Here is a 24,193-nt window from a genome sequence, read left to right on the forward strand (position 1 = left end):
ATGTTTTTAGTCGACTCACACTGCCATCTTGATGGCCTGGATTATCAATCCCTGCATAAAAACGTCGATGACGTGCTGGAAAAAGCCGCAGCCCGCGATGTGAAATTTTGTCTGGCGGTCGCCACGACGTTACCAGGCTACCGCACCATGCGTGAGCTGGTGGGCGTGCGCGACAACGTCGTTTTCTCCTGCGGCGTGCATCCGCTGAACCAGGATGAGGCCTATGACGTCGAGGATTTACGCCGTCTGGCGGCGGAAGAGGGCGTCGTCGCGATGGGCGAAACCGGGCTGGACTATTTTTACACCCCGGAAACGAAAGCCCGTCAGCAGGAATCATTCCGCGATCATATCCGTATTGGCCGGGAGCTGAACAAGCCAGTGATTGTCCACACCCGCGATGCCCGTGCCGATACGCTGGCGATCCTCTCAGAAGAAAAGGTTACGGATTGTGGTGGCGTACTACACTGTTTCACTGAAGACAGAGAAACAGCGGGCAAACTGCTGGATTTGGGTTTTTATATCTCGTTTTCGGGGATCGTGACGTTCCGTAACGCAGAGCAGCTTCGCGACGCTGCGCGATACGTCCCGCTCGATCGCCTGCTGGTGGAGACAGATTCCCCTTATCTGGCACCGGTACCGCACCGCGGTAAAGAGAACCAACCCGCGATGGTACGGGATGTGGCCGAGTATATGGCCGTTTTGAAAGGCGTCGATGTTGAAGAACTGGCACGCATTACCACTGATAACTTCGCCAGTCTGTTTCACATCGATCCCTCCCGCCTGCAATCAGCATGAATCGTCAGTTTTTTTTGGGCTCGTAATTAATAGCTAAAGCGAGTAAAGTTCACCGCCCGAACAGGGGCGGTGAATGCGTTTCTGGTAACATTTAGACACCTATTTTGTAAAAAACTGAAAGTTTCTCAGGTAACGAACGCTGAAACGTGATAGCCGTCAAACAAAGATCCGCAGATTTATTTTACTCTGCGTAATAAATAAAGGGCGCTTAGATGTCCTGTCCACGGCACGGTTCTCCCCCCGGGCCAATGCGTGAAAACGTAAAAAAAGCACAAATACTCAGGAGCACTCTCAATTATGTTTAAGAATGCATTTGCTAACCTGCAGAAGGTCGGTAAATCGCTGATGCTGCCGGTATCCGTACTGCCTATCGCAGGTATCCTGCTGGGCGTCGGTTCTGCAAACTTCAGCTGGCTGCCAGCCGTAGTTTCTCATGTGATGGCGGAAGCAGGCGGTTCTGTTTTTGCCAATATGCCACTGATCTTCGCTATCGGCGTTGCGCTTGGCTTCACCAATAACGACGGCGTATCTGCGCTGGCCGCTGTAGTTGCCTACGGCATCATGGTTAAAACCATGGCTGTGGTTGCACCTCTGGTGCTGCACCTGCCACCGGAAGAGATCGCTGCTAAACACCTGGCTGACACCGGAGTTCTGGGCGGTATCATCTCGGGTGCAATTGCGGCGTATATGTTTAACCGCTTCTATCGCATCAAGCTGCCTGAGTACCTGGGCTTCTTTGCAGGTAAGCGTTTTGTTCCAATCATCTCTGGTCTGGCGGCGATCTTCACGGGTGTGATCCTCTCCTTCATCTGGCCACCGATTGGTTCCGCTATCCAGACCTTCTCTCAGTGGGCGGCTTACCAGAACCCGGTTGTGGCGTTCGGTATCTACGGCTTCATCGAGCGTTGCCTGGTGCCGTTCGGTCTGCACCACATCTGGAACGTTCCTTTCCAGATGCAGATCGGCGAATACACCAACGCTGCGGGCCAGGTCTTCCACGGCGATATCCCACGTTACATGGCAGGCGACCCAACTGCAGGCAAACTGTCTGGCGGCTTCCTGTTCAAAATGTACGGCCTGCCAGCTGCTGCGATTGCAATCTGGCACTCTGCTAAACCAGAGAACCGTGCAAAAGTGGGCGGTATCATGATCTCCGCAGCGCTGACCTCGTTCCTGACCGGTATCACCGAGCCGATCGAGTTCTCCTTCATGTTCGTTGCGCCGATCCTGTACATTATCCACGCGATTCTGGCTGGTCTGGCATTCCCAATCTGTATCCTGCTGGGTATGCGTGACGGGACTTCTTTCTCGCACGGTCTGATCGACTTTATCGTCCTGTCCGGTAACAGCAGCAAACTGTGGCTGTTCCCAATCGTTGGTGCATGCTACGCGGTTGTGTACTACACCATCTTCCGTGTGCTGATCAAAGCGCTGGACCTGAAAACGCCAGGTCGTGAAGATGCAACAGAAGACAGCAAAGCGGGTGCGACCAGCGAAATGGCTCCGGCACTGGTTGCAGCCTTCGGCGGTAAAGAGAACATCACTAACCTGGACGCATGTATCACTCGTCTGCGTGTAAGCGTTGCTGATGTTGCGAAAGTTGACCAGCCGGGTCTGAAAAAACTGGGCGCAGCTGGTGTAGTTGTTGCAGGTTCCGGTGTACAGGCTATCTTCGGTACTAAATCCGATAACCTGAAAACCGAAATGGATGAGTACATCCGCAGCAACTAAGTTGTGACCTGGGGAGACTAAGGCAGCCGAATGGCTGCCTTTTTTATATCTGTAGTTTGTGGCATGCCGGGTGGCGCTACGCTTACCCGGCCTACAAAGGCAACAACCGCACAAATCGTAGGCCGGGTAAGGCGCAGCCATCACCCGGCAAACAAAGGCAATAACCGCACCAACCGTAGGCCGGGTAAGGCGTAGCCACCACCCGGCAAACAAAGGCAATAACCGCACCAACCGTAGACCGGGTAAGGCGCAGCCGCCACCCGGCAAACAAAGGCAACAACCGCAGGAACCGTAGGCCGGGTAAGGCGCAGCCGCCACCCGGCGAACAGCGCGCACAAAAAAGGGAGCCATTGGGCTCCCTTAGACGCTGCATGCTTTATCAGAACTGATAGCTTGCGGTCAGGCTCACGTTACGCGGTTCGCCATAGACAATTTCGCCCTCAATGTTAGTGTCGTAAGTCTTATCAAAGAGGTTATTCACATTACCCTGCAGGGAGAAGTTCTTCGTCACCTGATAACGCGTGAAGAGATCCACCAGCGCGTAGCTGCCCTGCGAGGCACTCCAGGTGCCGTAAGGGGTGTCCTGATAGGTGTAAACACTGTTTTGCCAGTTAACGCCGCCACCAACGGTCAGCTCAGGCATCGCCGGCAGGCGGTAGCTGGTAAAGAGTTTCACCGTTGTCCGCGGCAGCTGCGGGTTTACCGCCTTGCCATCATTATCTTCCGCCACGTAACGCGTTGCGCCAAAGGTCATCTGCCAGTTATCGGTCAGCGCACCGTTGATTTCAAACTCCACGCCTTTACTCACGGTACCGTCTACGCTCTCGTAAGCTGTATCCGTGGAGCCCTGAATCGTCCGGCCGGTGCTTTGGCCCAGATTGTCCTGCTCAATGCGGAAGACAGAGAGCGTGGTGGTCAGACGGCTGTTCATCCAGTCAGATTTCAGGCCCGCTTCGTAGTTATTCCCGGTGATCGGATCAAGGTATCTACCTGAGCTGTCACGGTAGTTCTGCGGCTGGAAGATAGAGGTGTAGCTGGCGTAGGCTGACCAGTTGTCATTGATGTCGTAGACCAGACCGGCATAAGGGGTGGTGTGGTTCTTCTCCATGCCGTAGGTCAGGGTTTCAATGCTCCAGTTGGTATAACGGGCACCAAGAATTAAATGCAGAGGATCGGCCAGTGAAATGCGCGTCGCGGCGTAGAGCGATTTCATATTCGTGGTGTCATCCTGGGCCAGCGACTGGGATCCCCAGTTGGTTTCCGGGAAGTAACCGTTGTAGTCGTAGAAACTGCCGAACTCATCCGGATAGACGTTGGCCCACGAGTTGGTGTAGCGGTTCGTCTGACGGCTGAAGCTGCCGCCAATCATCATGGTGTGCTGACGGCCCAACAGCTCGTAGCCGCCGTCAGCGAAGAGATCCACTGCGTCTACTTTACGCTTGCCGCTGTTCCAGCCGGTGCCACCAATATAATCATAGCCCGGGCCATAGTTCGCATAAGGGCCTTCCAGCATACCGGTGCTTTTATTGACGTAAGCATCCAGATACATCGCTTTACTGTCGAATTTCGCTTCGGTATGAGTCCCATTCAACGTGGCCTGCCAGTTGTCGGCAAAGCGCTGCTTCAGTGTGAAGAAGACCTTATTGAACTCTTTGTCGTTGTAAGCCCAGTCAGGTGAGGTGCTGTGCGCACGATCGTAATGTCTGACGCTGCCATCGGTGTTCCAGCGCGGCAAACCACCCCACGTCTGGTTATTGATGTCGATACGCTGGTATTCGTAGCCTGCCGACAGTGAAGTGCTGGTGCCCAGGTCAGCGTCCAGAATACCGGAGAAGAAGGTGCGTTTCTGATTGTAGTTGTCGAGCCAGGAGTCGCTGTCCTGATAACCCGCCACAATGCGCGCCCGTAGGTTGCCATCTTCCGTCAGTGGACTTTGCATGTCCATCACGTAACGTTGCTTGTTCCAGCTACCGTACTCTGCAGACAAGTTGCCTTTAAATTCACGGCTGGTGGCATGCTTGCGCACCATATTGATGGCCGCCGACGGGTTACCCGTTCCGGTCATCAGGCCGGTGGCGCCGCGCACGACCTCGACGCGTTCAAACAGCGCCATATCTGACTGGGAATCACCCAGATTCCAGCGCGACTCAAAATAGGTTGGGATGCCATCGACCATGTAGTTGTCGATTTCGAAACCACGGGAGTAATAGTTGCTGCGATCGGAGTCAGTCGTGCTTTTGCTGATCCCCATCGTGCTGTCCATCACTTCGCCCAGGGTCTGAAGCTGCTGGTCTTCCATACGTTGTTCGCTGACGATGGTGACCGACTGCGGGATGTCACGTTGGATCATCTGCATTTTGGTGCCCACGGACGTGCTTTTTACGCTGTAGTCCTGGCTGTCATCGACGGAGGCGTCTGACTGAGAAGAACCATCAACAATGACGGTATCTTCAGTGGGGGCGGCGAAAGCGGTGGCTGGCATCAATGCCATAGCAATGCAGGCTGCCAGCAACGAAGGTGTTGCGACAGACCGGGATTGCCCTTCCCTGGATTGAATGGTGAAAGACATCATTAAACCCTTATTTACGGTGAATGGTGTGCATCAGTCCCGTATCGACGGACTGAAATCATTTTTCTAGGTATAAATTGCGCATGAAAATGCAAATGCGAAATATACGCATTCGACTTATCACTGTAAACAGATGTTGCGGCGGCAAGTGAAATAATGTTTCAGAGTGGGTAGAGGGGAGGTGGTTACTCCGCGAGCAGATCGGGCCGCATACGCAAAGAATTCGTGGGATAAGGTTGAAAGGACAGGAGAAAGTCGCTCATACTCTTTAGTCTTGCCACAAAAGATTGCGCCTGCACCGGGCGGGTTGTTTCCGGGCTCGTCGCCAGATTAATGAATAAGGAAAACCTCATGGCTGAAGAAACCATTTTCAGTAAAATTGTCCGCCGCGAGATCCCGGCAGATATCATCTATCAGGATGAACTGGTTACCGCTTTTCGCGACATCTCCCCCCAGGCGCCTACGCACATCCTCATTATTCCCAATATTCTGATTCCGACGGTAAATGACGTGAAAACTGAGCATGAACTGGCATTAGGCCGTATGCTGACAGTAGCAGCGAAAATCGCTGAGCAGGAAGGCATTGCCGAGGACGGTTACCGTTTGATCATGAACTGCAACCGCCACGGTGGTCAGGAAGTTTATCACATTCATATGCATCTGCTGGGCGGTCGTCCGCTGGGCCCGATGCTGGCGCATAAAGGTCTTTAAGATGCAAAGAGGATGGATGGCGGCGCTGGTGATAGCGTTGGCAGGATGCAGTTCGCAACCGTCGATACCCGTCAATGACGATCAAACGCTGGTTATGGAGTCATCGGTGCTGGCGGCAGGGATTACCGCCGATCAGCCTTCGCTTTCGGTCAGCGAAATTCAACCGTCCGCCTCCTCTGTGCTGTTCAATGAAAGAGATGCGCCAGTTACCGTGCACTACCGTTTTTTCTGGTATGACGCCCGCGGCCTGGAAATGCATCCACTTGAGGCGCCGCGCAGCGTAACCATTCCGGCAAAATCGTCGGTTAAGCTATATGGCAGCGCAAATTATCTGGGTGCGCATAAGGTCAGACTTTATTTATATCTCTGAGGGGTGAATTTTGATTAAACAGATCGGTCGTTACGCGCTTGTCACGGCTTTTGCACTGTTCCTGTCGGGCTGTATTAGCCGCACTGAGCAACCACCAGCACCGGTGGAAGAGGTCAAACCGGGCGTCGAGCAGCCGGTTCAGCCAACCCAGCCGGTTCCTGTTGTTCCTACCGTGCCGAGCGTTCCTGCGCAGCCTGGTCCGATAGAGCATCAGGAAGAGCCCGCCCAGCCTGCACCGCGTGAACGTCACTACGACTGGAACGGCGCAATGCAGCCTATGGTCGGTAAGATGCTGCAGGCGCAGGGCGTTAACGCAGGCAGCGTGCTGCTGGTGGACAGCGTCAACAACCGCACTAACGGCAGTCTAAATGCTGGTGAGGCGACCGAAACGCTGCGTAATGCGCTGGCCAATAACGGCAAATTTACGCTGGTGTCCGCGCAGCAGCTCGCTGTCGCCAAGCAGCAGTTGGGCCTTTCCCCGCAGGATAGCCTGGGCTCACGCAGTAAAGCCATCGGCATTGCCCGTAACGTGGGCGCGCAGTATGTGCTTTACTCCAGCGCAACCGGCAATGTCAATTCCCCGGCGCTGCAGATGCAGCTGATGCTGGTGCAGACAGGTGAGATTATCTGGTCGGGTAAAGGTGCAGTTCAGCAACAGTAACCTGCCGCGCGACACGCTGCTGTCGCGCTATTTTCCGCAGTTTCGCATCGTCGCGCCGCCGTCCCATGCCGGGTTGAGCGGCGCGAGCTGCATTATTGAGCATGCTGCGCGTCGTCTGGTGTTACGCCAGCGTCATGACGCCCTGGCAACGCCTGCCCATTTTCGCCGTCAGTACCATGCCCTGCGCCATCTTCCCGCCGACATTGCTCCTCAGCCGCACTTTTACAGTCCGGGCTGGATAGCGGTGGACTATCTGGCGGGGGAGGTCAAAACCAGGTTGCCCGCCGCACCCGCGCTGGCTGGGATGCTGTATCATCTCCATCAACAGCCCGTGTTTGGTTGGCGTATTATCCTGATGCCGCTACTGGAACAGTACTGGCTCCAGGCCTCGCCCTCCCGGCGCACGCCGTTATGGCTGCGATGGCACAAACGCCTGCAAAAACGGGGGGAGCCGCGCCCACTGCGGCTGGCGCCGCTGCACATGGACGTTCATGCCGGTAATATCGTGCATACGGACGCCGGCATCCGGCTGCTGGACTGGGAGTACGCGGGCGACGGAGATGTGGCGCTGGAGCTGGCGAGCGTCTGGACGGAGAGTGACGCAGAGCGTCAGCAGCTGCTCGCCGCTTACGCCCATGCTGCTCAGCTTGACCTGACACCGCTGCAACGTCAGGTGAAGCGCTGGCGTCCCTGGGTACTGATGCTGATGGCAGGCTGGTTTGAGCTACGCTGGCAGCAATCACAAGATAAACAATTTATGACGCTGGCCGATGAGATCTGGCGCCAGTTAGAAACAACAGAATAAGAGAGGTTCGTGTGGGTCCGGTCATGTTGGATGTGGAAGGTTATGAGCTGGATGCGGAGGAGCGCGAAATTCTGGCGCACCCGCTGGTAGGTGGCTTGATCCTGTTTACGCGTAATTATCACGATCCGGCGCAGCTGCGCGAGCTGGTTCGCCAGATCCGGGAGGCCTCCCGTCACCGGCTGGTGGTGGCGGTGGATCAGGAGGGGGGCCGCGTGCAGCGATTCCGCGACGGCTTTACCCGTCTGCCCGCTGCCCAGTCGTTTGCCGCGCTGCTCGGGCTGGAAGAGGGCGGCAAGCTGGCACAGGAGGCGGGCTGGCTGATGGCAAGCGAGATGATCGCCATGGATATTGATATCAGCTTTGCCCCGGTGCTGGATGTCGGCCATATCAGCGCCGCCATCGGTGAGCGTGCATACCATGACGAACCGCAGAAGGCGCTGCAGATGGCGACCCGCTTTATCGACGGCATGCACGAGGCCGGGATGAAAACCACGGGGAAACACTTCCCGGGTCATGGCGCCGTGACGGCGGATTCCCACAAAGAGACACCGCGTGACCCACGGCCACAGGCGGAGATCCGCGCCAGGGATATGTCGATTTTCAAATCGCTTATCAGCGACAATAAGCTTGATGCCATCATGCCCGCGCACGTGATCTATGCCGACGTTGATCCGCGTCCGGCCAGCGGCTCGCCGCACTGGCTAAAAACCGTCCTGCGCCAGGAACTCGGTTTTAACGGCGTGATTTTCTCTGACGATCTGTCGATGGAAGGGGCAGCGATCATGGGCAGCTACGCTGAACGCGGTCAGGCATCGCTGGATGCAGGTTGCGATATGATCCTGGTCTGCAATAATCGTAAAGGCGCAGTGAGCGTGTTAGATAACCTGTCGCCGATCAAGGCTGAACGTGTTACACAATTGTATCATAAAGGTTCTTTTAGCCGTCAGGAACTGCGGGATTCAGCACGCTGGAAAGCCGTCAATGCGCAACTTGAAGCGCTTCATGAGCGCTGGGAAGCGCATAAAGCGGGGCAATGATCCCTCCTGACAAGCGTAGTGTGACGAGGATACGATGATCATCTATTTGCACGGTTTTGATTCGAACAGTCCCGGGAATCACGAGAAGGTCCTGCAACTGCAGTTTATCGATCCGGATGTGCGGCTGATTAGCTACAGTACGCGCCATCCGAAACATGATATGCAGCATCTGCTGAAAGAAGTGGACAAAATGCTGCAACTGAACGTTGATGACCGTCCGTTGATTTGTGGCGTTGGCCTTGGGGGTTACTGGGCGGAGCGCATTGGGTTCTTATGTGACATTCGCCAGGTGGTGTTCAATCCTAACCTGTTCCCGAACGAGAACATGGAAGGCAAAATCGACAGGCCGGAAGAGTATGTTGATATCGCCACCAAGTGCGTGAGCAATTTCCGCGAGAAAAATCGCGATCGCTGCCTGGTGATCCTCTCCCGCAACGATGAGGCGCTCAACAGCCCACGGGCAGCGGAGCTGCTGCATCACTACTACGAAATTGTCTGGGATGAAGAGCAGACCCACAAGTTCAAAAACATTGCCCCTCATCTGCAGCGGATCAAAGCGTTCAAGACCTTAGGATAAGGCTCATTTTTTCAACCAGGCCCGGCCACCTACGTGAGCCGGGCTTTCTTTTTGCTAAGCTTGGGTGAATTTTAAGCGGCAAAACTTGATGCACATCAATTTTGGTATGACCAATGCACCGAACATGTTATTCTCATGGTCGTGGGATGGTTTCAGAGCTGTAACCTGTTGTTAATTAAAGGTTATTTTCATAACTTTTAGTTAACAATTGGTTAATAATTTAGGGGGTCACGTTGACTACACCATTGAAAAAGATAGTGATTGTGGGCGGCGGCGCAGGCGGGCTGGAGCTGGCTACGCAGCTGGGCAAGAAGCTCGGACGCGGCAAAAAAGCCAAAGTGACGCTTGTCGATCGCAACCACAGCCACCTGTGGAAACCGTTGCTGCACGAAGTTGCCACCGGTTCTCTGGATGAGGGCGTTGACGCGCTGAGCTATCTGGCGCATGCGCGCAACCATGGGTTCCAGTTCCAGCTGGGTTCAGTGGTCGATATCAACCGTGAAAGCAAAACCATTACCCTGGCGGAGCTGCGTGACGAGAAGGGCGAACTGCTGGTACCGGAGCGTAAGCTGGCGTACGACACCCTGGTGATGGCACTGGGCAGCACCTCCAACGACTTCAACACGCCGGGCGTGAAAGAGCACTGCATCTTCCTGGATAACCCGCATCAGGCGCGTCGTTTCCATCAGGAGATGCTGAACCTGTTCCTGAAGTATTCCAATAACCTCGGCGCAAGCGGCAAGGTGAATATCGCTATTGTCGGCGGTGGCGCGACGGGCGTTGAGCTCTCTGCGGAGCTGCACAACGCGGTGAAACAGCTGCACAGCTATGGTTACAAAGGCTTAACCAACGACGCGCTGAACGTGACGCTGGTGGAAGCGGGCGAGCGTATTCTGCCTGCGCTGCCGCCGCGTATCTCCGGCGCGGCGCATAACGAGCTGACCAAACTGGGCGTACGTGTTCTGACTCAGACGATGGTCACCAGTGCCGATGAACAGGGTCTGAACACCAAAGATGGCGAACACATTAAAGCCGATCTGATGGTTTGGGCGGCAGGCATTAAAGCCCCTGATTTCATGAAAGAGATCGGCGGGCTGGAGACCAACCGCATTAACCAGCTGGTGGTTGAGCCGACGCTGCAAACCACCCGCGACCCGGATATCTTTGCCATCGGCGACTGCGCCTCTTGCGCCCGTCCGGAAGGTGGGTTCGTGCCACCGCGCGCCCAGGCCGCACACCAGATGGCCAGCCTGGCGCTGCACAATATCCTGGCGCAGGCGAAGGGCAAGCCGCTGAAGAACTATGTCTATAAAGATCATGGTTCTCTGGTGTCGCTCTCGAACTTCTCCACCGTCGGTAGCCTGATGGGTAACCTGATGCGCGGTTCGATGATGGTAGAAGGCCGTATTGCCCGCTTCGTCTACATCTCGCTGTACCGTATGCACCAGATTGCGCTGCACGGCTATTTCAAAACCGGGCTGATGATGCTGGTAGGCAGCATCAACCGCGTGATCCGTCCACGACTGAAGCTGCACTAACGCCTTTGCCCCTTCGCTCCCGCGAAGGGGCTTTTTCAGCATATCGTTCTGCAAATCGCCCTCACAAAGTCTAAGAGTCCTCCTAAACCGGCTCATTTTGCGCTTGTTCCCACATTTTTAATCCTTTCTCTGATTTGCCTGCACACACCTTTAGTTGCAGAATTGTTACTAATAGCAATACAAAGGAGAACGTCACATGAATAAATCCATGGTGGCAGGTATAGGGATTGGCGTGGTCGCCGCATTAGGTGTGGCGGCAGTTGCCAGTCTTAATGTTTTTGATCGTGGCCCGCAGTATGCGCAGGTGGTTTCGGCTACGCCTATTAAAGAGACGGTGAAAACGCCGCGTCAGGAGTGCCGGAATGTGACCGTAACGCATCGCCGTCCTGTACAGGATGAAAACCGTATTGCCGGTTCTGTACTGGGTGCGGTGGCCGGTGGGGTGATTGGTCATCAGTTTGGCGGCGGACGCGGTAAAGATGTCGCGACGGTCGTGGGCGCCTTGGGTGGCGGTTACGCGGGGAATCAGGCGCAAGGTGCCCTGCAGGCGCGTGATACTTACACCACCACCGAGCAGCGCTGTAAGACGGTCTACGACAAGTCAGAAAAAATGCTCGGTTACGATGTGACCTACAAAATTGGCGATCAGCAGGGCAAGATCCGTATGGATAAAGATCCCGGCACGCAGATCCCCCTTAATGGCGACGGCCAGCTGATACTGAATAACAAAGCATAAAAAAATCTGTTCTCTACATTTAGCTCCTCATTCGCTCAGGCTGGGGAGCTTTTTTTGCGCATAAAAAAGACCTTAACAGCGGCGCGATGTGCGCCAGAGGTAAGGTCTTTCCTGGAGATGCTGCTGGGTGACAGGGGTTAAAGGTCGAATTCATTATACTGGCGCAGTAACATAAATCCCGTTATCAGTACGGAAAGAAAAGCAAATAAAACTGACCCACCACATAAAACCCAGAGACCGTATAACAATGTAATGACTATTAGTACCTTAAAAAAAGGTAATAGCAAAATCATTATATTCTCCTTCTGAATGTGAATAGCCAGAACGCCTTTGTCATAACTAATGCACCTAATCATTAGCACATCAATAATCACAGGTTAAGCATAGCAAGCGGTGAAGCCGTGGTGATAGCTTTTAACTATCTTTCTATGAAGTATAGCGGAAGCTGCGGTGAGAAAAGGGGGAGCAGGGCGGCAGACCGCCCTGAAAATCAGACTTTCAGCAGTTCAGGCCATAACCGCAGGGTTATCTGGGTGACAGTCAGCAGTTTTTCCAGGCTGGCCCCTTCGCGGGCACTGATGGACATACCCTGCAAAATGCAGCTCAGATATTGGGCAAGTTTCTTCGGATCGCACTGCACCGGGATCTCACCGCGCTGCTGACGCTGCTGTAAAAACTGGCACAGCGTCTCTTCCTGCATGGCATGGCGAGATTTAACCGTATGGGCAATCTCTTCAGAAGAGGCTGCAAGCGTGGCCGACGTGTTAATCATAAAACAGCCCGCAGGGGTATCTTTGCTGGTAAAGCAGGTCGCCACCGCGGTGAAATAGTCTTCCAGCGCCCGTTCAACGGGCTTCTCCTCGCAAAATAGCTGCGCTTCATGGCGGGCGGCGAAACGGCTGATATAGCGATCCAGCACCGCCCGGAACAGCCCCTCTTTATTGGTAAATTCTGCATACAGCGTAGGCGCTTTCGCCCCCGTCGCGGCAACCAGGTCAGCCAGTGATGTGGCTTCATACCCATGCTGCCAGAACAGCGTCATGGCCTTGTCCAGCGCCGCTTCCCTGTCGAACACTTTTGGTCGGCCACGGCTTTTCTTTTCGCAACGCGTGTCATCGGTTGTCATGAGCCGTTGTACCTCTGTTGGATTGTTGAACGACCATTATAAAAATAATCCCTTTCCGCAGCCAGCGCCGCATGAATAAAAATTTATTCATCATATCAATATGAATTTAAACGCTTTTAAAATTATTTTAATGATCGTTATAAAAATAAATTGACGTGTGATGTAGATCACATCTATCATTTTGTTATCGATCGTTAAGTTAATTCTTACGACATCCCGTTCACTTGCAAAAGGTCCTTATCATGAAAAACGTAAAAACAATCATCGCCGCTGCAGTACTCAGCTCACTCTCATTTGCCAGCTTCGCTGCGGTTGAAGTTCAGTCTACCCCTGCCGATCAACAAAAGGTGGGCACCATCTCTGCGAACGCCGGGACTAACCTGAGCTCTCTTGAAAGCCAGTTAGCGCAAAAAGCGGATGAAATGGGGGCGAAATCTTTCCGTATCACTTCCGTAACCGGCCCGAACACCCTGCACGGTACCGCAGTGATCTACAAATAAGCATGGCTTAACCCTCATTAATGCCACTGCGAAAAAAAACGCTCTGCCTGTGCAGAGCGTTTTTTTATCTGTTAAGGCTACAGCGCCTGGGTAGTGGGGTGAGGAGTCACATCTACCGGCATACCCGAACGCGCTTCCATGGCGCGCTCCATAACGACCTCGTCAGCGCTGGCTTTAAAGCCCTGCTGCGCAGCATTCAGGACAATCGGTAGGGTCTGGGGATCGTCATTCAGCGCTTTTGACAGCGGCTGATGAACCTCCACCAGGCGTACGCCGCCAGGCTCTTCCGAGACCTTAATCGGCGTGTTCATGATATTCACTTTTGTACCGGGCTGGACCACGCGGAACAACGTCTCGATGTCATTGTCCCGCAGGCGAATACAGCCGGAGCTGACGCGCATACCGATACCAAAATCGGCGTTGGTACCGTGCAGCAGATAGACCCCACCGTAGGCCGCCAGGCGAATGGCGTGATGACCCATCGGGTTATCCGGTCCGGCGGGGACCACCGCTGGCAGATCGATACCCTGGGCTTTATAGCGGGCGCGGATGTTGGCGGTTGGAGTCCAGGTCGGATTGGCGCGTTTGTCCGACACCGTAGTGACCATGGTTGGCGTCAGGGTATCGCCCCCCAGCTGACCAATACCGATGGGGTAAACCGTGACCTCGTTTTTACCCGGCGGATAATAGTAGAGCCGCAGTTCAGCCAGGTTGATCACAATCCCTCCCCGCGGGGCATCGGGAAGAAGGGTCTGAAGCGGGATGGTCAGGACACTGCCTGCACGGGGGACGTAGGGATCGACACCCGGGTTAGCCTGCAGCAGCGCCAGGAAACCTACGTTATATTTTTTGGCAATCGCCTCCAGCGAACCGCCATCGTTTTCCACCACATGAAAACGATTTTCGCCCACCAGCCGACTACCCGCCGGGGGCAGGGGCCAGGTATTCGCCCGGGCGGGCAGGACAAGCGCTACGGTCGCGAGGAGCGCAACCACCGATATCCAACGGGTAAAACGCGACGTTTTTATCATCACCAGAATCCATAGCAATAAAGATTATTATTATCTGAACGTTAATTGATAATTATGGCGAATGAGTGTGTCGGGAAGTCCAGGGGGATTGCAAAGAGTTGTAAATTGCGCAGGGAAAATCATGCCGGGCGACCCGATGGTAGCCCGGCACAGGGTCAGGCTACGGCATTCTCTTCAAGCTGACGCATAAAGTTACGTACCCAGTCCATGCGGGTTTTGCGCTCCGCCAGATCCTGGGTGAATTTCAGGCGCGTCGGCCCATCGAGCCGGAAGTGCTGGGGCTGTTTTTGCAGCAGGCCGATCAGCCACATCGGATCGACGTGGTTCTTCTCGGCAAACTCAATCATGCCGCCTTTTTCATTCCCCTCCAGCTTGCGGATCCCGAGCTTCTGCGCCTGCTGGCGTAAACGGGCGATATCCAGCAGGTTACGCGCTGCATCCGGCAGCAGGCCAAAGCGGTCGATCAGCTCCACTTTTATCTCTTCCAGTCTGGCTTCGTCTTTGGCGCTGGCGATGCGTTTGTAGAACGACAGGCGGGTGTTAACGTCCGGGATAAAATCATCCGGCAGCAGGGACGGCATCCGCAGTTCCACTTCCGTTTGCTGGCTGGTGAGATCTTCCAGCGACGGCTCGCGCCCCGCTTTCAGGGCATCGACGGCGTTTTCCAGCAGCTCCATATAGAGCGAGAAACCGATGGTTTCCATCGAACCGCTCTGATCTTCCCCAAGCAGTTCGCCTGCGCCGCGGATCTCCAGGTCGTGGGTGGCCAGCGCAAAACCGGCGCCCAGATCTTCCAGCGAGGCGATGGCTTCGAGACGCTTCTGCGCATCGGGGGTCATCGCTTTCGGGTGTGGGGTCATCAGCCAGGCATAGGCCTGATGGTGCGAACGTCCGACACGGCCACGCAGCTGGTGGAGCTGGGCCAGGCCAAAGTGATCCGCTCGCTCAATAATGATGGTATTGGCGGTAGGAATATCGATACCGGTTTCGATGATGGTGGTGCAGACCAGCACGTTAAAGCGCTGGTGATGGAAATCGTTCATCACCCGTTCCAGCTCGCGCTCGCGCATCTGGCCGTGGCCGATGGCGATCCGCGCTTCCGGCACCAGCTCCGCCAGCCGGTCGGCCGCTTTCTGGATATTCTCGACATCGTTATAGAGATAATAAACCTGGCCGCCGCGCAGCACTTCACGCAGGATCGCCTCGCGCACCACCAGGTTATCGTACTCGCGGACAAAGGTCTTCACCGCCAGACGGCGGGCAGGCGGCGTGGCGATAATCGACAGATCGCGCATGCCGCTCATCGCCATATTTAACGTGCGCGGGATCGGCGTGGCGGTGAGGGTCAGAATATCGACATCGGCGCGCATCGCTTTGATGCGCTCCTTGTGGCGCACGCCGAAGCGGTGCTCCTCATCGACAATCAGCAGCCCCAGATCTTTCCACTTCACGTCGCTCTGCAGCAGTTTATGGGTGCCGATCAGAATATCGATCTTGCCCTCGCTTGCCTGCTCCAGGATCTGCGCCTGCTCTTTGGCGCTGCGAAAACGCGACATCATCTCGATGCGCACCGGCCAGTTAGCAAAGCGGTCGCGGAAGTTGTCGTAATGCTGCTGCGCCAGCAGGGTGGTAGGCACCAGCACCGCCACCTGCTTGTTGTTCTCCACCGCCAGGAAGGTGGCGCGCATCGCCACTTCGGTTTTACCGAAGCCCACATCGCCGCAGACCAGACGATCCATCGCCAGCGGCTGACACATGTCGCTCAGCACGGCGTTAATTGCCTGGGCCTGATCCGGGGTGGTTTCAAACGGGAAGCTGTCGCAGAAGAGCTGATACTGCTCTTTATCATGTTTGAAGGCGTAGCCCGCCTTCGCCGCGCGCTGGGCATAGATATCCAGCAGCTCCGCGGCTACGTCGCGCACTTTTTCCGCCGCTTTTTGCCGCGCCCGCGCCCAGGCATCGCCGCCGAGCTTGTGCAGCGGGGCATTTTCTTCCGCACCGCCCGCATAGCGACTGATCAAATGCAGGGACGACACCGGCACATAAAGTTTGGCGTCGTTGGCGTACAGCAGCATCAGGTATTCACCCTTGATGCCGCCCGCTTCCAGGGTAGTCATCCCCGCATAACGGCCTACGCCATGCTCCAGATGGACAATCGGCTGGCCGGGATGCAGCTCCGCCAGGTTGCGGATCAGCGTGTCCGGGTTGATGGTGCGGCGGTTGTCCTGACGACGGCGCGCCACGCGCTCACCCAGCAGATCGCTTTCGCAGATCAGCGCCAGATTATTGAGCGTATCAATAAACCCATGTTCGGCGGCGCCGATCATCAGATAGCGTCCGTTGCCGCTGGCCTCGTCCAGGCGCAGGATCCGCTTCGGCGCGACCTTAATGCGGCCAAGCAGCTCGCCCAGTGCCTCACGGCGCCCTTCGCTTTCCACAGAGAAGATCACCGGGCCGGTAAAGGATTCGAGGAACTTACGCAGGTTATCCAGCGGCGATTTGTTCTGCGCCTGCACCGCGAGGTCTGGCAGCGGCTGATAGGCCAGGTTGGTATTGGCAGCTTTCTCCGGCAGGCTGTCGGTTTTGAGCTGCATGCGCGGCCAGCGTTTCAGCTCGCTGAACAGCTCATCGGTGCGCAGCCACAGCAGCTCGGGCTCCAGCAGCGGGCGCATCGGATCAACCCCCCGATTTTCAAAGCGGGCGCGGGTTTCACTCTCGAAACGGTTGGCGCTGGTCTCCAGATCGCCGGTGTTAAGCACCAGCGTGTTGGCCGGGAAATAGCTGAACAGGGCTGGCAGCGGCTCGCTGAAGAACAGCGGCTGCCAGTATTCGATCCCTGACGGCAGGGTGCCTTTGCTCACCTGCTGGTAGATATGCTCGGCGTCGCGCTTGACGTCAAACTTATCGCGCCACTGGCTGCGGAAGAGCTCAATGGCGGTTTTGTCGGTCGGGAATTCGTGGGCTGGCAGCAGGTTGATGGCCTCCACTTCCTCCAGCGTGCGCTGGGTATCGGCATCAAACAGGCGCAGGCTGTCGATTTCGTCGTCGAAAAAGTCCAGACGATAAGGTTGTTCACTGCCCATAGGGTAGAGGTCGAGCAGCGCGCCGCGGGTGGCGTACTCCCCGTGCTCCATGACCTGATCGACATGGCGATAGCCCGCGCTGTCGAGCTGTACGCGCAGGCCATCCCTTGAGAGGCGCTGGCCTTTTTTCATCACCAGCGCGTGACCGTGCAGATAGCTGTGCGGGCAGACGCGCTGCATCAGGGTATTGACCGGCACAATCAGCACGCCGCGCTGCATGGAGGGCAGCTGATACAGCGTGGAGAGGCGCGAGGAGATAATCTCCTGGTGCGGGGAAAAGCTGTCGTAAGGAAGCGTTTCCCAGTCGGCAAGGCTGGTGACCAGCTGATCGGTGAACTGGCGGATCTCATCATGCAGACGCAGGGCGTTTTGCATGTCCGGCGCGACCAGTACCACCGGGCCCTGATGACGCTCTGCAATTTCCGCCACCAGCGTGGCGCAGGCTGCCCCGGTCAGTTCACCTAACTGGCGTTGGTCGCCCGCTTTGACGGGCAGGGAAAAACGATTTTGTTCAGGCATGGCTTTGTCAGGATCTCGTATGGGCATATCACTGATACACAATGTCTTTATTATCCTTGATCGTTTTACATTAGCAAACCGTAACCGCACACAGCGCAAAGCCGCCTCTCAAAGGGACGCTAGCGTGTCGCCTGAACCAGCGTCAGCCGGGCAGGTGGGGTAAAGAAAATATCTCCGGCCAGCGCGCGGGAGAGGTTACGCGCCCCCAGCCCCACCAGGGTGCAGATAAGCAGGCTGGCAAACGGGTAGAAGAGCACCAGTGTCAGCTCTGCCCACACCGGCCACGCGCCAGCATTCAGCTGATGAATCATAAACAGGCTGACCCCTTCAATAAGAATGCGGTGGGTGGTGTAAATCGCAATGGTATTGGAGCCGACTACGTTCAGCACATTGTCAGGTCCCACGGCGAAACGCTGCTCCAAGCGGTAGAACAGAGCCATAATCAGCAGGATCGACAGCAGCGACAGCGGCAGGGGAACCCCGACAAACCACAGCACGACGGAGACCGCCCCGAACGCCGCTACCGCCAGCGCGTCACGGCGCCACACACGGGCCTGCATCCACGCCATCAGCTGCACGCCGTACCAGGCGCCGAGACTGTAATAGATCATATTGCGCACCACGCTGTTCATCCCCCACCACGGCAGCGGCACAAAGTTGATGGCGATGCTGGCGAGCGCCAGCAGCCCGATAAGCGGCAGCTTCCAGCGGCTCAGCAGCTTGCAGAGCGTAAAATAGACCACCAGCGCGTAGAGATACCAGAGGCTGGTGCTGGCAGTGAGCATCCCGGTGATAAAGCCGGTCAGCGAGTCGGCATAGGCGGCGTTCGAGGCGGTATTGAGATCCCGCTCCGGTGCCAGCCACGCATTGAGATGGGTCAACGCCTGCCACTGTAATACTCCCCACAGCGCCAGCACCCAGATAATGCTCCAGAGCCGTTTGTCCAGGCAGGTTTTCCAGTCGACCTCGTCAATGTAGCGCCGAACCAGATACCCTGAAATAAAGAAGAACACCGGCATGCGGAAGGGGGCAAGATAGAGATTGAACGTTACCCAACATTTGGCGAGCAGCACCGAAAGGGGAGCATGCAGCGCCTCAAGATGGGGATAAAAGGTGATCACCGAGTGGTAAATCACCACCAGGCAGATGCAGAGTCCTTTTATCTGGTTAATCCATAGAGCTTTTTGTTTCATCGCGTTCCGGGTCCTGTTATTACCTTAATCGAGCGGGTAAGTGTGTTGCGCGGCGGGCGGGATGTAATGGGTAAGAGTCTGTATCCGGATGCTTTTCAGAAAAGCTGCAAACACCTGCGCGGGACAGGGCATCTTACGAAAGGGGGATATTGCGCTGATTTACCGTGCTTTTTCAGACAAATGATAAGCAAAGCTTACGGTTTCAGTCATTTACCCTTAGCGGATTCGCTTATATACTCGTGGGTCTGCTATCAGCAAACAGACGGATTTCATGTACCAACCTGTCGCACTATTCATAGGCTTACGTTATATGCGTGGGCGCGCCGCGGACCGCTTCGGTCGCTTCGTCTCCTGGCTTTCAACCATTGGCATTACGCTTGGCGTGATGGCGCTGGTGACGGTTCTCTCCGTCATGAACGGCTTTGAGCGCGAGCTGCAAAATAACATTCTGGGGCTGATGCCGCAGGCCATCCTCTCATCCAGCAGCGGGTCGGTGAATCCGCAGCAGCTGCCACAAAGCGCCGTCAAGCTCCAGGGCGTAAGCCACGTGGCGCCGATCACCTCCGGTGACGTGGTGCTACAGAGCGCCCGCAGCGTGGCGGTCGGGGTGATGCTCGGCATCGACCCGGCGCAAAAGGATCCCCTGACGCCGTTTCTGGTTAACGTCAAACAGAGCGATCTGGCTCCCGGCCAGTACAACGTCATTCTCGGCGAACAGCTTGCCGGCCAGCTCGGCGTCAACCGCGGCGATCAGTTGCGGGTGATGGTGCCGTCTGCCAGCCAGTTTACCCCGATGGGGCGTCTGCCGAGCCAGCGCCTGTTTAATGTGATCGGCACCTTCGCCGCTAACAGCGAAGTGGACGGCTATCAGATGCTGGTCAATATCCAGGACGCGTCGCGCCTGATGCGTTACCCGCTCGGCAACATCACCGGCTGGCGTCTGTGGCTCAACGAGCCGCTGAAGGTCGATGTGTTAAGCCAGCAAACCCTGCCGGAAGGCACCAAATGGCAGGACTGGCGCGAACGCAAAGGCGAGCTGTTCCAGGCCGTGCGCATGGAAAAAAACATGATGGGCCTGCTCCTGAGCCTGATTGTGGCGGTTGCCGCCTTTAACATCATTACCTCGCTGGGCCTGATGGTGATAGAGAAGCAGGGCGAAGTGGCGATCCTGCAAACCCAGGGGCTGACGCCGCGGCAGATCATGGCGGTCTTTATGGTGCAGGGCGCCAGCGCCGGGATTGTCGGCGCGCTGCTCGGCGCCGTGCTCGGTACGCTGCTGGCCAGCCAGCTCAATAATTTAATGCCGATTATCGGCGCGTTGCTTGACGGCGCGGCACTGCCGGTGGCCATTGAGCCGCTGCAGGTAGTGGGCATTGCGCTGGCTGCGATGGCCGTTGCCTTACTCTCTACGCTTTATCCTTCATGGCGCGCTGCTGCCACCCAACCCGCTGAGGCTTTACGTTATGAATAAGATCCTGTTGCAATGCGACAACCTGTGCAAACGCTATCAGGAAGGCACGGTGCAGACGGACGTCCTGCACAATGTCAGCTTCAGCGTCGGGGAAGGGGAGATGATGGCGATTGTCGGCACCTCCGGCTCCGGGAAAAGTACCCTGCTGCACCTGCTTGGCGGGCTGGATACGCCGACCTCCGGCGATGTGGTCTTCTCCGGCACGCCGCTGAGTACCATGTCATCGAGCGCCAAAGCCGATCTGCGTAACCGCGAGCTGGGCTTTATCTATCAGTTCCACCACCTGCTGCCGGACTTTACGGCGCTGGAAAACGTGGCGATGCCGCTGCTGATCGGCAAAAAGAAACCGGCTGAAATCAACGCCCGCGCCAGCGATATGCTGAAAGCGGTCGGGCTGGGCCACCGCGGCAATCATCGGCCTTCCGAGCTCTCCGGCGGCGAGCGCCAGCGTGTGGCGATTGCCCGTGCCCTGGTAAATAATCCGCGCCTGGTGCTGGCGGATGAACCGACCGGTAACCTGGATGCCCGCAACGCCGACAGCATCTTCCAGCTCCTCGGCGAACTCAACGCTTCTCAGGGCACCGCCTTCCTGGTGGTGACCCACGATCTGCAGCTGGCAAAACGCATGTCCCGCCAGCTGGAGATGCGTGACGGTCGCCTGAATACCGAACTGACCCTGATGGGGGCAGATTGATGGCTTCACCGTTATCGTTACTCATCGGTCTGCGTTTTAGCCGGGGTCGCCGCCGCAGCGGCATGGTGTCGCTCATCTCGGTCATCTCCACCGTCGGTATCGCGCTGGGCGTGGCGGTACTGATCGTTGGCCTCAGCGCCATGAACGGCTTCGAGCGCGAGCTAAACAACCGCATTCTGGCGGTGGTGCCGCACGGCGAAATTGAGCCGGTTAACCAGCCGTGGAATAACTGGAACGACGCCCTGAATAAAGTGGAAAAGGTGCCGGGCATTGCTGCCGCTGCGCCGTATATTAATTTCACCGGGCTGGTGGAGAGCGGCGCAAACCTGCGCGCTATCCAGGTGAAAGGGGTGAACCCGCGCCAGGAAGAGAAGCTCAGCGCGCTGCCGCAGTTTATCCAGAAAGAGGCCTGGGCCAACTTTAAGGCTGGCGAACAGCAGATCATCCTCGGTAAGGGCGTGGCCGACGCGCTGAAAGTGAAGCAGGGCGACTGGGTCTCGATCATGATCCCGAACGCCAGCGCCGATCATAAACTGCAGCAGCCGAAGCGTGTACGTCTGCATGTAACCGGTATTTTGCAGCTAAGCGGCCAGCTCGATCACAGCTTTGCCATGGTGCCGCTGGAAGATGCGCGCCAGTATCTCGATATGGGCAGCAGCGTCACCGGGATCGCCATCAAGGTCAACGACGTCTTTAACGCCAACAAACTGGTGCGCGACGCCGGGGAAGTGACCGACAGCTATGTTTACATCAAGAGCTGGATCGGCACTTACGGGTATATGTATCGTGATATCCAGATGATCCGCGCCATCATGTATCTGGCGATGGTGCTGGTGATCGGCGTGGCCTGTTTTAACATCGTTTCTACCCTGGTGATGGCGGTGAAAGACAAGAGCGGCGACATCGCGGTGCTGCGTACCCTCGGCGCAAAAGATGGTCTTATTCGTGCCATCTTCGTCTGGTATGGTTTGCTGGCGGGGCTGCTGGGCAGCCTGTGCGGTGTGGTCATCGGCGTGGTGGTTTCATTGCAGCTGACGCCGATCATCAACGGTCTTGAGGCCCTGATTGGGCATCAGTTCCTGTCGGGCGATATCTATTTTATTGACTTCCTGCCATCTGAATTGCACTGGCTGGACGTTTTTTATGTGCTGGTTACAGCACTTTTACTGAGTCTGCTGGCAAGCTGGTATCCGGCGCGTCGCGCAAGCCGAATTGATCCGGCGAGGGTATTAAGTGGCCAGTAATTACGTCATGATCCGGTGAGCGTTGCCGCCGGGTCAAAAGAGGAATGCACTATGTATTATGGATTTGATATTGGCGGCACCAAAATTGCGCTGGGCGTATTTGATACCAACCTGAAAGTGCAGTGGGAAACCCGGGTTCCCACTCCCCACGAAAGCTACGATGAATTTTTAACCGCCATTGCCGCGCTGGTGGCCCAGGCCGATGAACGCTTCGGCGTGAAGGGCTCGGTGGGCATTGGCATTCCGGGAATGCCGGAAACCGACGACGGTACGCTGTACGCTGCCAACGTCCCTGCTGCCAGCGGTAAGCCGCTGCGCGCCGATCTGACCCGCCTCCTTGAGCGCGACGTGCGCCTCGACAACGACGCCAACTGCTTTGCCCTCTCCGAAGCCTGGGACGATGAGTTCCAGCAATACTCACTGGTGATGGGGCTGATCCTCGGCACCGGCGTCGGCGGCGGGATTGTGGTGAACGGCAAATCGGTGACCGGACGCAGCTATATCACCGGCGAATTTGGTCATATTCGCCTGCCGGTGGATGCGCTGGAAGTCGTGGGGCGTGATTTCCCGCTCATCCGCTGCGGTTGCGGCCAGCACGGCTGCATTGAGAATTACCTCTCCGGCCGTGGATTTGCATGGCTTTATGAACACTTCTATCATCAAAAACGTCAGGCTCCGGAAATCATTGCCCTCTGGGAGCAGGGGGATGAACAGGCTGTAGAGCACGTTGAGCGCTATCTCGATCTGCTGGCGGTCTGTCTGGGGAATATCCTGACCATTGTCGATCCTGACCTGCTGGTGATCGGCGGAGGATTATCGAACTTTACGGCCATCGCCGAACGGTTGTCCGGTCGCTTGCCGCGTCATTTGTTGCCGGTTGCCCGCGTCCCGCGCATTGAGCGCGCACGACATGGCGATGCCGGAGGAATGCGCGGCGCCGCATTCCTCCATCTCACCCGTTAGCCATACGAGGTTTTTATGCTGTCGCGACGGTCACTTCGACTCAGCCGTTTTCGCAAAAACAAACGTCGCTTGCGTGAGCGCTTACGCCAGCGAATTTTCTTCCAGGATGTGGCAATGCCGGAATTGATGGAAAAACCAAGAGTACTGGTCCTGACCGGGGCGGGGATCTCCGCAGAGTCGGGCATTCGAACGTTTCGCGCGACCGACGGGTTGTGGGAAGAACATCGGGTTGAAGATGTGGCGACGCCGGAAGGTTTTGCCCGTAATCCGCAGCTGGTGCAGGAATTCTACAATGCCCGCCGCCGTCAGTTACAGTCGCCGGAGATCGCCCCTAACGCGGCGCATCTGGCGCTGGCTAAACTCGAAGAGGCGTTGGGGGATCGTTTCCTGCTGGTGACGCAGAACATCGATAACCTGCATGAGCGCGCGGGCAACCGCAACGTGCTTCATATGCACGGTGAATTGCTGAAGGTGCGTTGCTCCAGCAGCGGCCAGGTCTTTAACTGGACCGGCGATGTGACCTCCGATGACAAATGCCACTGCTGTCAGTTCCCGTCGCCGCTGCGCCCGCACGTGGTGTGGTTCGGCGAAATGCCGCTGGGAATGGACGAGATCTACAGCGCGCTGGCGATGGCGGATCTGTTTATCGCCATTGGCACCTCCGGGCATGTCTATCCGGCGGCGGGATTTGTTCACGAAGCGAAGCTGCACGGCGCGCACACGGTGGAGCTGAACCTTGAGCCGAGCCAGGTGGGCAGCGAGTTTGAAGAGAAAACCTACGGGCTTGCCAGCGAGGTGGTGCCGCAGTTTGTGGATAAGCTTCTTAAGGGATTGTAAGT

Annotated in this window: 21 protein-coding genes; 16 read left to right on the forward strand and 5 right to left on the reverse strand. The window is 56.4% G+C overall.

What is annotated here, in order from left to right:
* A complete protein-coding gene (locus FHC51_RS14110) occupies positions 1-795 on the forward strand; it encodes a metal-dependent hydrolase (RefSeq protein WP_114315343.1) in 795 nt (264 codons plus the stop codon).
* Between the two features lie 297 nt (positions 796-1,092).
* Positions 1,093-2,526, forward strand: coding sequence for a PTS glucose transporter subunit IIBC (gene ptsG, locus FHC51_RS14115; RefSeq protein WP_103823721.1), 1,434 nt, complete (start codon positions 1,093-1,095; stop codon positions 2,524-2,526).
* A 379-nt stretch (positions 2,527-2,905) separates the two neighbouring features.
* On the opposite strand, the gene fhuE is transcribed toward ptsG, so the two are convergent.
* Positions 2,906-5,095 (reverse strand): ferric-rhodotorulic acid/ferric-coprogen receptor FhuE, encoded by a 2,190-nt coding sequence (gene fhuE / locus FHC51_RS14120; RefSeq protein ID WP_220435817.1) that lies wholly within the window; start codon positions 5,093-5,095, stop codon positions 2,906-2,908.
* A gap of 351 nt (positions 5,096-5,446) precedes the next feature.
* Between fhuE and hinT the strand changes: the two genes are divergently transcribed.
* The 8 genes from hinT (at position 5,447) to FHC51_RS14160 (ending at position 11,530) form a co-directional block, all read left to right on the forward strand.
* Positions 5,447-5,806: a purine nucleoside phosphoramidase gene (gene hinT / locus FHC51_RS14125; RefSeq protein ID WP_139156331.1), complete on the forward strand. Its 360-nt coding sequence runs from the start codon at positions 5,447-5,449 to the stop codon at positions 5,804-5,806.
* A gap of 1 nt (position 5,807) precedes the next feature.
* Positions 5,808-6,176, forward strand: a complete 369-nt coding sequence (locus tag FHC51_RS14130; protein WP_103179104.1) for a YcfL family protein — start codon at positions 5,808-5,810, stop codon at positions 6,174-6,176.
* A gap of 10 nt (positions 6,177-6,186) precedes the next feature.
* Complete coding sequence (lpoB, locus tag FHC51_RS14135; protein ID WP_103179105.1) at positions 6,187-6,837, forward strand: penicillin-binding protein activator LpoB; 651 nt, start codon at positions 6,187-6,189, stop codon at positions 6,835-6,837.
* Positions 6,818-7,642, forward strand: a complete 825-nt coding sequence (thiK, locus tag FHC51_RS14140) for a thiamine kinase (RefSeq protein ID WP_220436696.1) — start codon at positions 6,818-6,820, stop codon at positions 7,640-7,642. Before lpoB ends, thiK begins: the two co-directional genes overlap by 20 nt.
* 11 nt (positions 7,643-7,653) lie before the next feature.
* Complete coding sequence (nagZ, locus tag FHC51_RS14145; RefSeq protein WP_159339144.1) at positions 7,654-8,679, forward strand: beta-N-acetylhexosaminidase; 1,026 nt, start codon at positions 7,654-7,656, stop codon at positions 8,677-8,679.
* A 34-nt stretch (positions 8,680-8,713) separates the two neighbouring features.
* Positions 8,714-9,256 carry an alpha/beta hydrolase YcfP gene (ycfP, locus tag FHC51_RS14150; protein ID WP_032617568.1) on the forward strand — a complete coding sequence of 181 codons (543 nt, stop codon included), beginning with the start codon at positions 8,714-8,716 and terminating at the stop codon, positions 9,254-9,256.
* Positions 9,257-9,489: 233 nt separating this feature from the next.
* Complete coding sequence (locus FHC51_RS14155) at positions 9,490-10,794, forward strand: NAD(P)/FAD-dependent oxidoreductase (RefSeq protein ID WP_103823726.1); 1,305 nt, start codon at positions 9,490-9,492, stop codon at positions 10,792-10,794.
* 196 nt (positions 10,795-10,990) lie between these two features.
* Entirely contained in the window at positions 10,991-11,530 is a 540-nt protein-coding gene (locus FHC51_RS14160) for a glycine zipper 2TM domain-containing protein (RefSeq protein ID WP_103823727.1), read from the forward strand.
* Positions 11,531-12,020: 490 nt separating this feature from the next.
* Here the strand turns inward: FHC51_RS14160 and FHC51_RS14165 are convergent, their stop codons facing one another.
* Complete coding sequence (locus FHC51_RS14165; RefSeq protein ID WP_156238398.1) at positions 12,021-12,656, reverse strand: TetR/AcrR family transcriptional regulator; 636 nt, start codon at positions 12,654-12,656, stop codon at positions 12,021-12,023.
* Between the two features lie 242 nt (positions 12,657-12,898).
* Between FHC51_RS14165 and bhsA the strand changes: the two genes are divergently transcribed.
* Complete coding sequence (bhsA, locus tag FHC51_RS14170) at positions 12,899-13,156, forward strand: multiple stress resistance protein BhsA (protein WP_103179112.1); 258 nt, start codon at positions 12,899-12,901, stop codon at positions 13,154-13,156.
* A gap of 77 nt (positions 13,157-13,233) precedes the next feature.
* Here bhsA and FHC51_RS14175 read toward each other — a convergent pair whose 3' ends face one another.
* The 3 genes from FHC51_RS14175 to FHC51_RS14185 all read right to left on the reverse strand — a co-directional run bounded on the left by FHC51_RS14175 (position 13,234) and on the right by FHC51_RS14185 (position 18,982).
* Entirely contained in the window at positions 13,234-14,187 is a 954-nt protein-coding gene (locus FHC51_RS14175) for a L,D-transpeptidase family protein (protein WP_255584861.1), read from the reverse strand.
* A 155-nt stretch (positions 14,188-14,342) separates the two neighbouring features.
* Positions 14,343-17,789 carry a transcription-repair coupling factor gene (mfd, locus tag FHC51_RS14180; RefSeq protein WP_220435819.1) on the reverse strand — a complete coding sequence of 1,149 codons (3,447 nt, stop codon included), beginning with the start codon at positions 17,787-17,789 and terminating at the stop codon, positions 14,343-14,345.
* 119 nt (positions 17,790-17,908) lie between these two features.
* Positions 17,909-18,982 carry an acyltransferase family protein gene (locus FHC51_RS14185; protein WP_220435820.1) on the reverse strand — a complete coding sequence of 358 codons (1,074 nt, stop codon included), beginning with the start codon at positions 18,980-18,982 and terminating at the stop codon, positions 17,909-17,911.
* A 271-nt stretch (positions 18,983-19,253) separates the two neighbouring features.
* Here FHC51_RS14185 and lolC point away from each other — a divergent pair, with 271 nt between their 5' ends.
* Genes lolC through cobB form a run of 5 tightly spaced genes read left to right on the forward strand, consistent with a single transcriptional unit; the run spans position 19,254 to position 24,191 of the window.
* Positions 19,254-20,453, forward strand: a complete 1,200-nt coding sequence (gene lolC / locus FHC51_RS14190; RefSeq protein ID WP_220435821.1) for a lipoprotein-releasing ABC transporter permease subunit LolC — start codon at positions 19,254-19,256, stop codon at positions 20,451-20,453.
* Entirely contained in the window at positions 20,446-21,147 is a 702-nt protein-coding gene (lolD, locus tag FHC51_RS14195; RefSeq protein WP_114315333.1) for a lipoprotein-releasing ABC transporter ATP-binding protein LolD, read from the forward strand. The genes lolC and lolD overlap by 8 nt, the downstream gene beginning before the upstream one ends.
* Positions 21,147-22,391 (forward strand): lipoprotein-releasing ABC transporter permease subunit LolE, encoded by a 1,245-nt coding sequence (gene lolE, locus FHC51_RS14200; protein WP_114315332.1) that lies wholly within the window; start codon positions 21,147-21,149, stop codon positions 22,389-22,391. Before lolD ends, lolE begins: the two co-directional genes overlap by 1 nt.
* Positions 22,392-22,442: 51 nt before the next feature.
* Complete coding sequence (gene nagK / locus FHC51_RS14205; protein ID WP_220435822.1) at positions 22,443-23,354, forward strand: N-acetylglucosamine kinase; 912 nt, start codon at positions 22,443-22,445, stop codon at positions 23,352-23,354.
* A 15-nt stretch (positions 23,355-23,369) separates the two neighbouring features.
* A complete protein-coding gene (gene cobB, locus FHC51_RS14210; RefSeq protein ID WP_220435823.1) occupies positions 23,370-24,191 on the forward strand; it encodes a Sir2 family NAD+-dependent deacetylase in 822 nt (273 codons plus the stop codon).
* The last annotated feature ends 2 nt before the right edge of the window (positions 24,192-24,193 follow it).

This window comes from Leclercia sp. EC_58 (assembly GCF_019584355.1).
GTDB lineage: Bacteria > Pseudomonadota > Gammaproteobacteria > Enterobacterales > Enterobacteriaceae > Enterobacter.

What these genes read in the sequence shown, in the direction of transcription:
- FHC51_RS14110 (WP_114315343.1), top strand. Translation starts at nt 1, where the DNA reads ATGTTTTTAGTCGACTCACACTGCCATCTTGATGGCCTGGATTATCAA.
- ptsG (WP_103823721.1), top strand. Translation starts at nt 1,093, where the DNA reads ATGTTTAAGAATGCATTTGCTAACCTGCAGAAGGTCGGTAAATCGCTG.
- fhuE (WP_220435817.1), bottom strand. Translation starts at nt 5,095, where the DNA reads ATGTCTTTCACCATTCAATCCAGGGAAGGGCAATCCCGGTCTGTCGCA.
- hinT (WP_139156331.1), top strand. Translation starts at nt 5,447, where the DNA reads ATGGCTGAAGAAACCATTTTCAGTAAAATTGTCCGCCGCGAGATCCCG.
- FHC51_RS14130 (WP_103179104.1), top strand. Translation starts at nt 5,808, where the DNA reads ATGCAAAGAGGATGGATGGCGGCGCTGGTGATAGCGTTGGCAGGATGC.
- ycfP (WP_032617568.1), top strand. Translation starts at nt 8,714, where the DNA reads ATGATCATCTATTTGCACGGTTTTGATTCGAACAGTCCCGGGAATCAC.
- FHC51_RS14160 (WP_103823727.1), top strand. Translation starts at nt 10,991, where the DNA reads ATGAATAAATCCATGGTGGCAGGTATAGGGATTGGCGTGGTCGCCGCA.
- FHC51_RS14165 (WP_156238398.1), bottom strand. Translation starts at nt 12,656, where the DNA reads ATGACAACCGATGACACGCGTTGCGAAAAGAAAAGCCGTGGCCGACCA.
- bhsA (WP_103179112.1), top strand. Translation starts at nt 12,899, where the DNA reads ATGAAAAACGTAAAAACAATCATCGCCGCTGCAGTACTCAGCTCACTC.
- FHC51_RS14175 (WP_255584861.1), bottom strand. Translation starts at nt 14,187, where the DNA reads ATGATAAAAACGTCGCGTTTTACCCGTTGGATATCGGTGGTTGCGCTC.
- mfd (WP_220435819.1), bottom strand. Translation starts at nt 17,789, where the DNA reads ATGCCTGAACAAAATCGTTTTTCCCTGCCCGTCAAAGCGGGCGACCAA.
- FHC51_RS14185 (WP_220435820.1), bottom strand. Translation starts at nt 18,982, where the DNA reads ATGAAACAAAAAGCTCTATGGATTAACCAGATAAAAGGACTCTGCATC.
- lolC (WP_220435821.1), top strand. Translation starts at nt 19,254, where the DNA reads ATGTACCAACCTGTCGCACTATTCATAGGCTTACGTTATATGCGTGGG.
- lolD (WP_114315333.1), top strand. Translation starts at nt 20,446, where the DNA reads ATGAATAAGATCCTGTTGCAATGCGACAACCTGTGCAAACGCTATCAG.
- lolE (WP_114315332.1), top strand. Translation starts at nt 21,147, where the DNA reads ATGGCTTCACCGTTATCGTTACTCATCGGTCTGCGTTTTAGCCGGGGT.
- nagK (WP_220435822.1), top strand. Translation starts at nt 22,443, where the DNA reads ATGTATTATGGATTTGATATTGGCGGCACCAAAATTGCGCTGGGCGTA.
- cobB (WP_220435823.1), top strand. Translation starts at nt 23,370, where the DNA reads ATGCTGTCGCGACGGTCACTTCGACTCAGCCGTTTTCGCAAAAACAAA.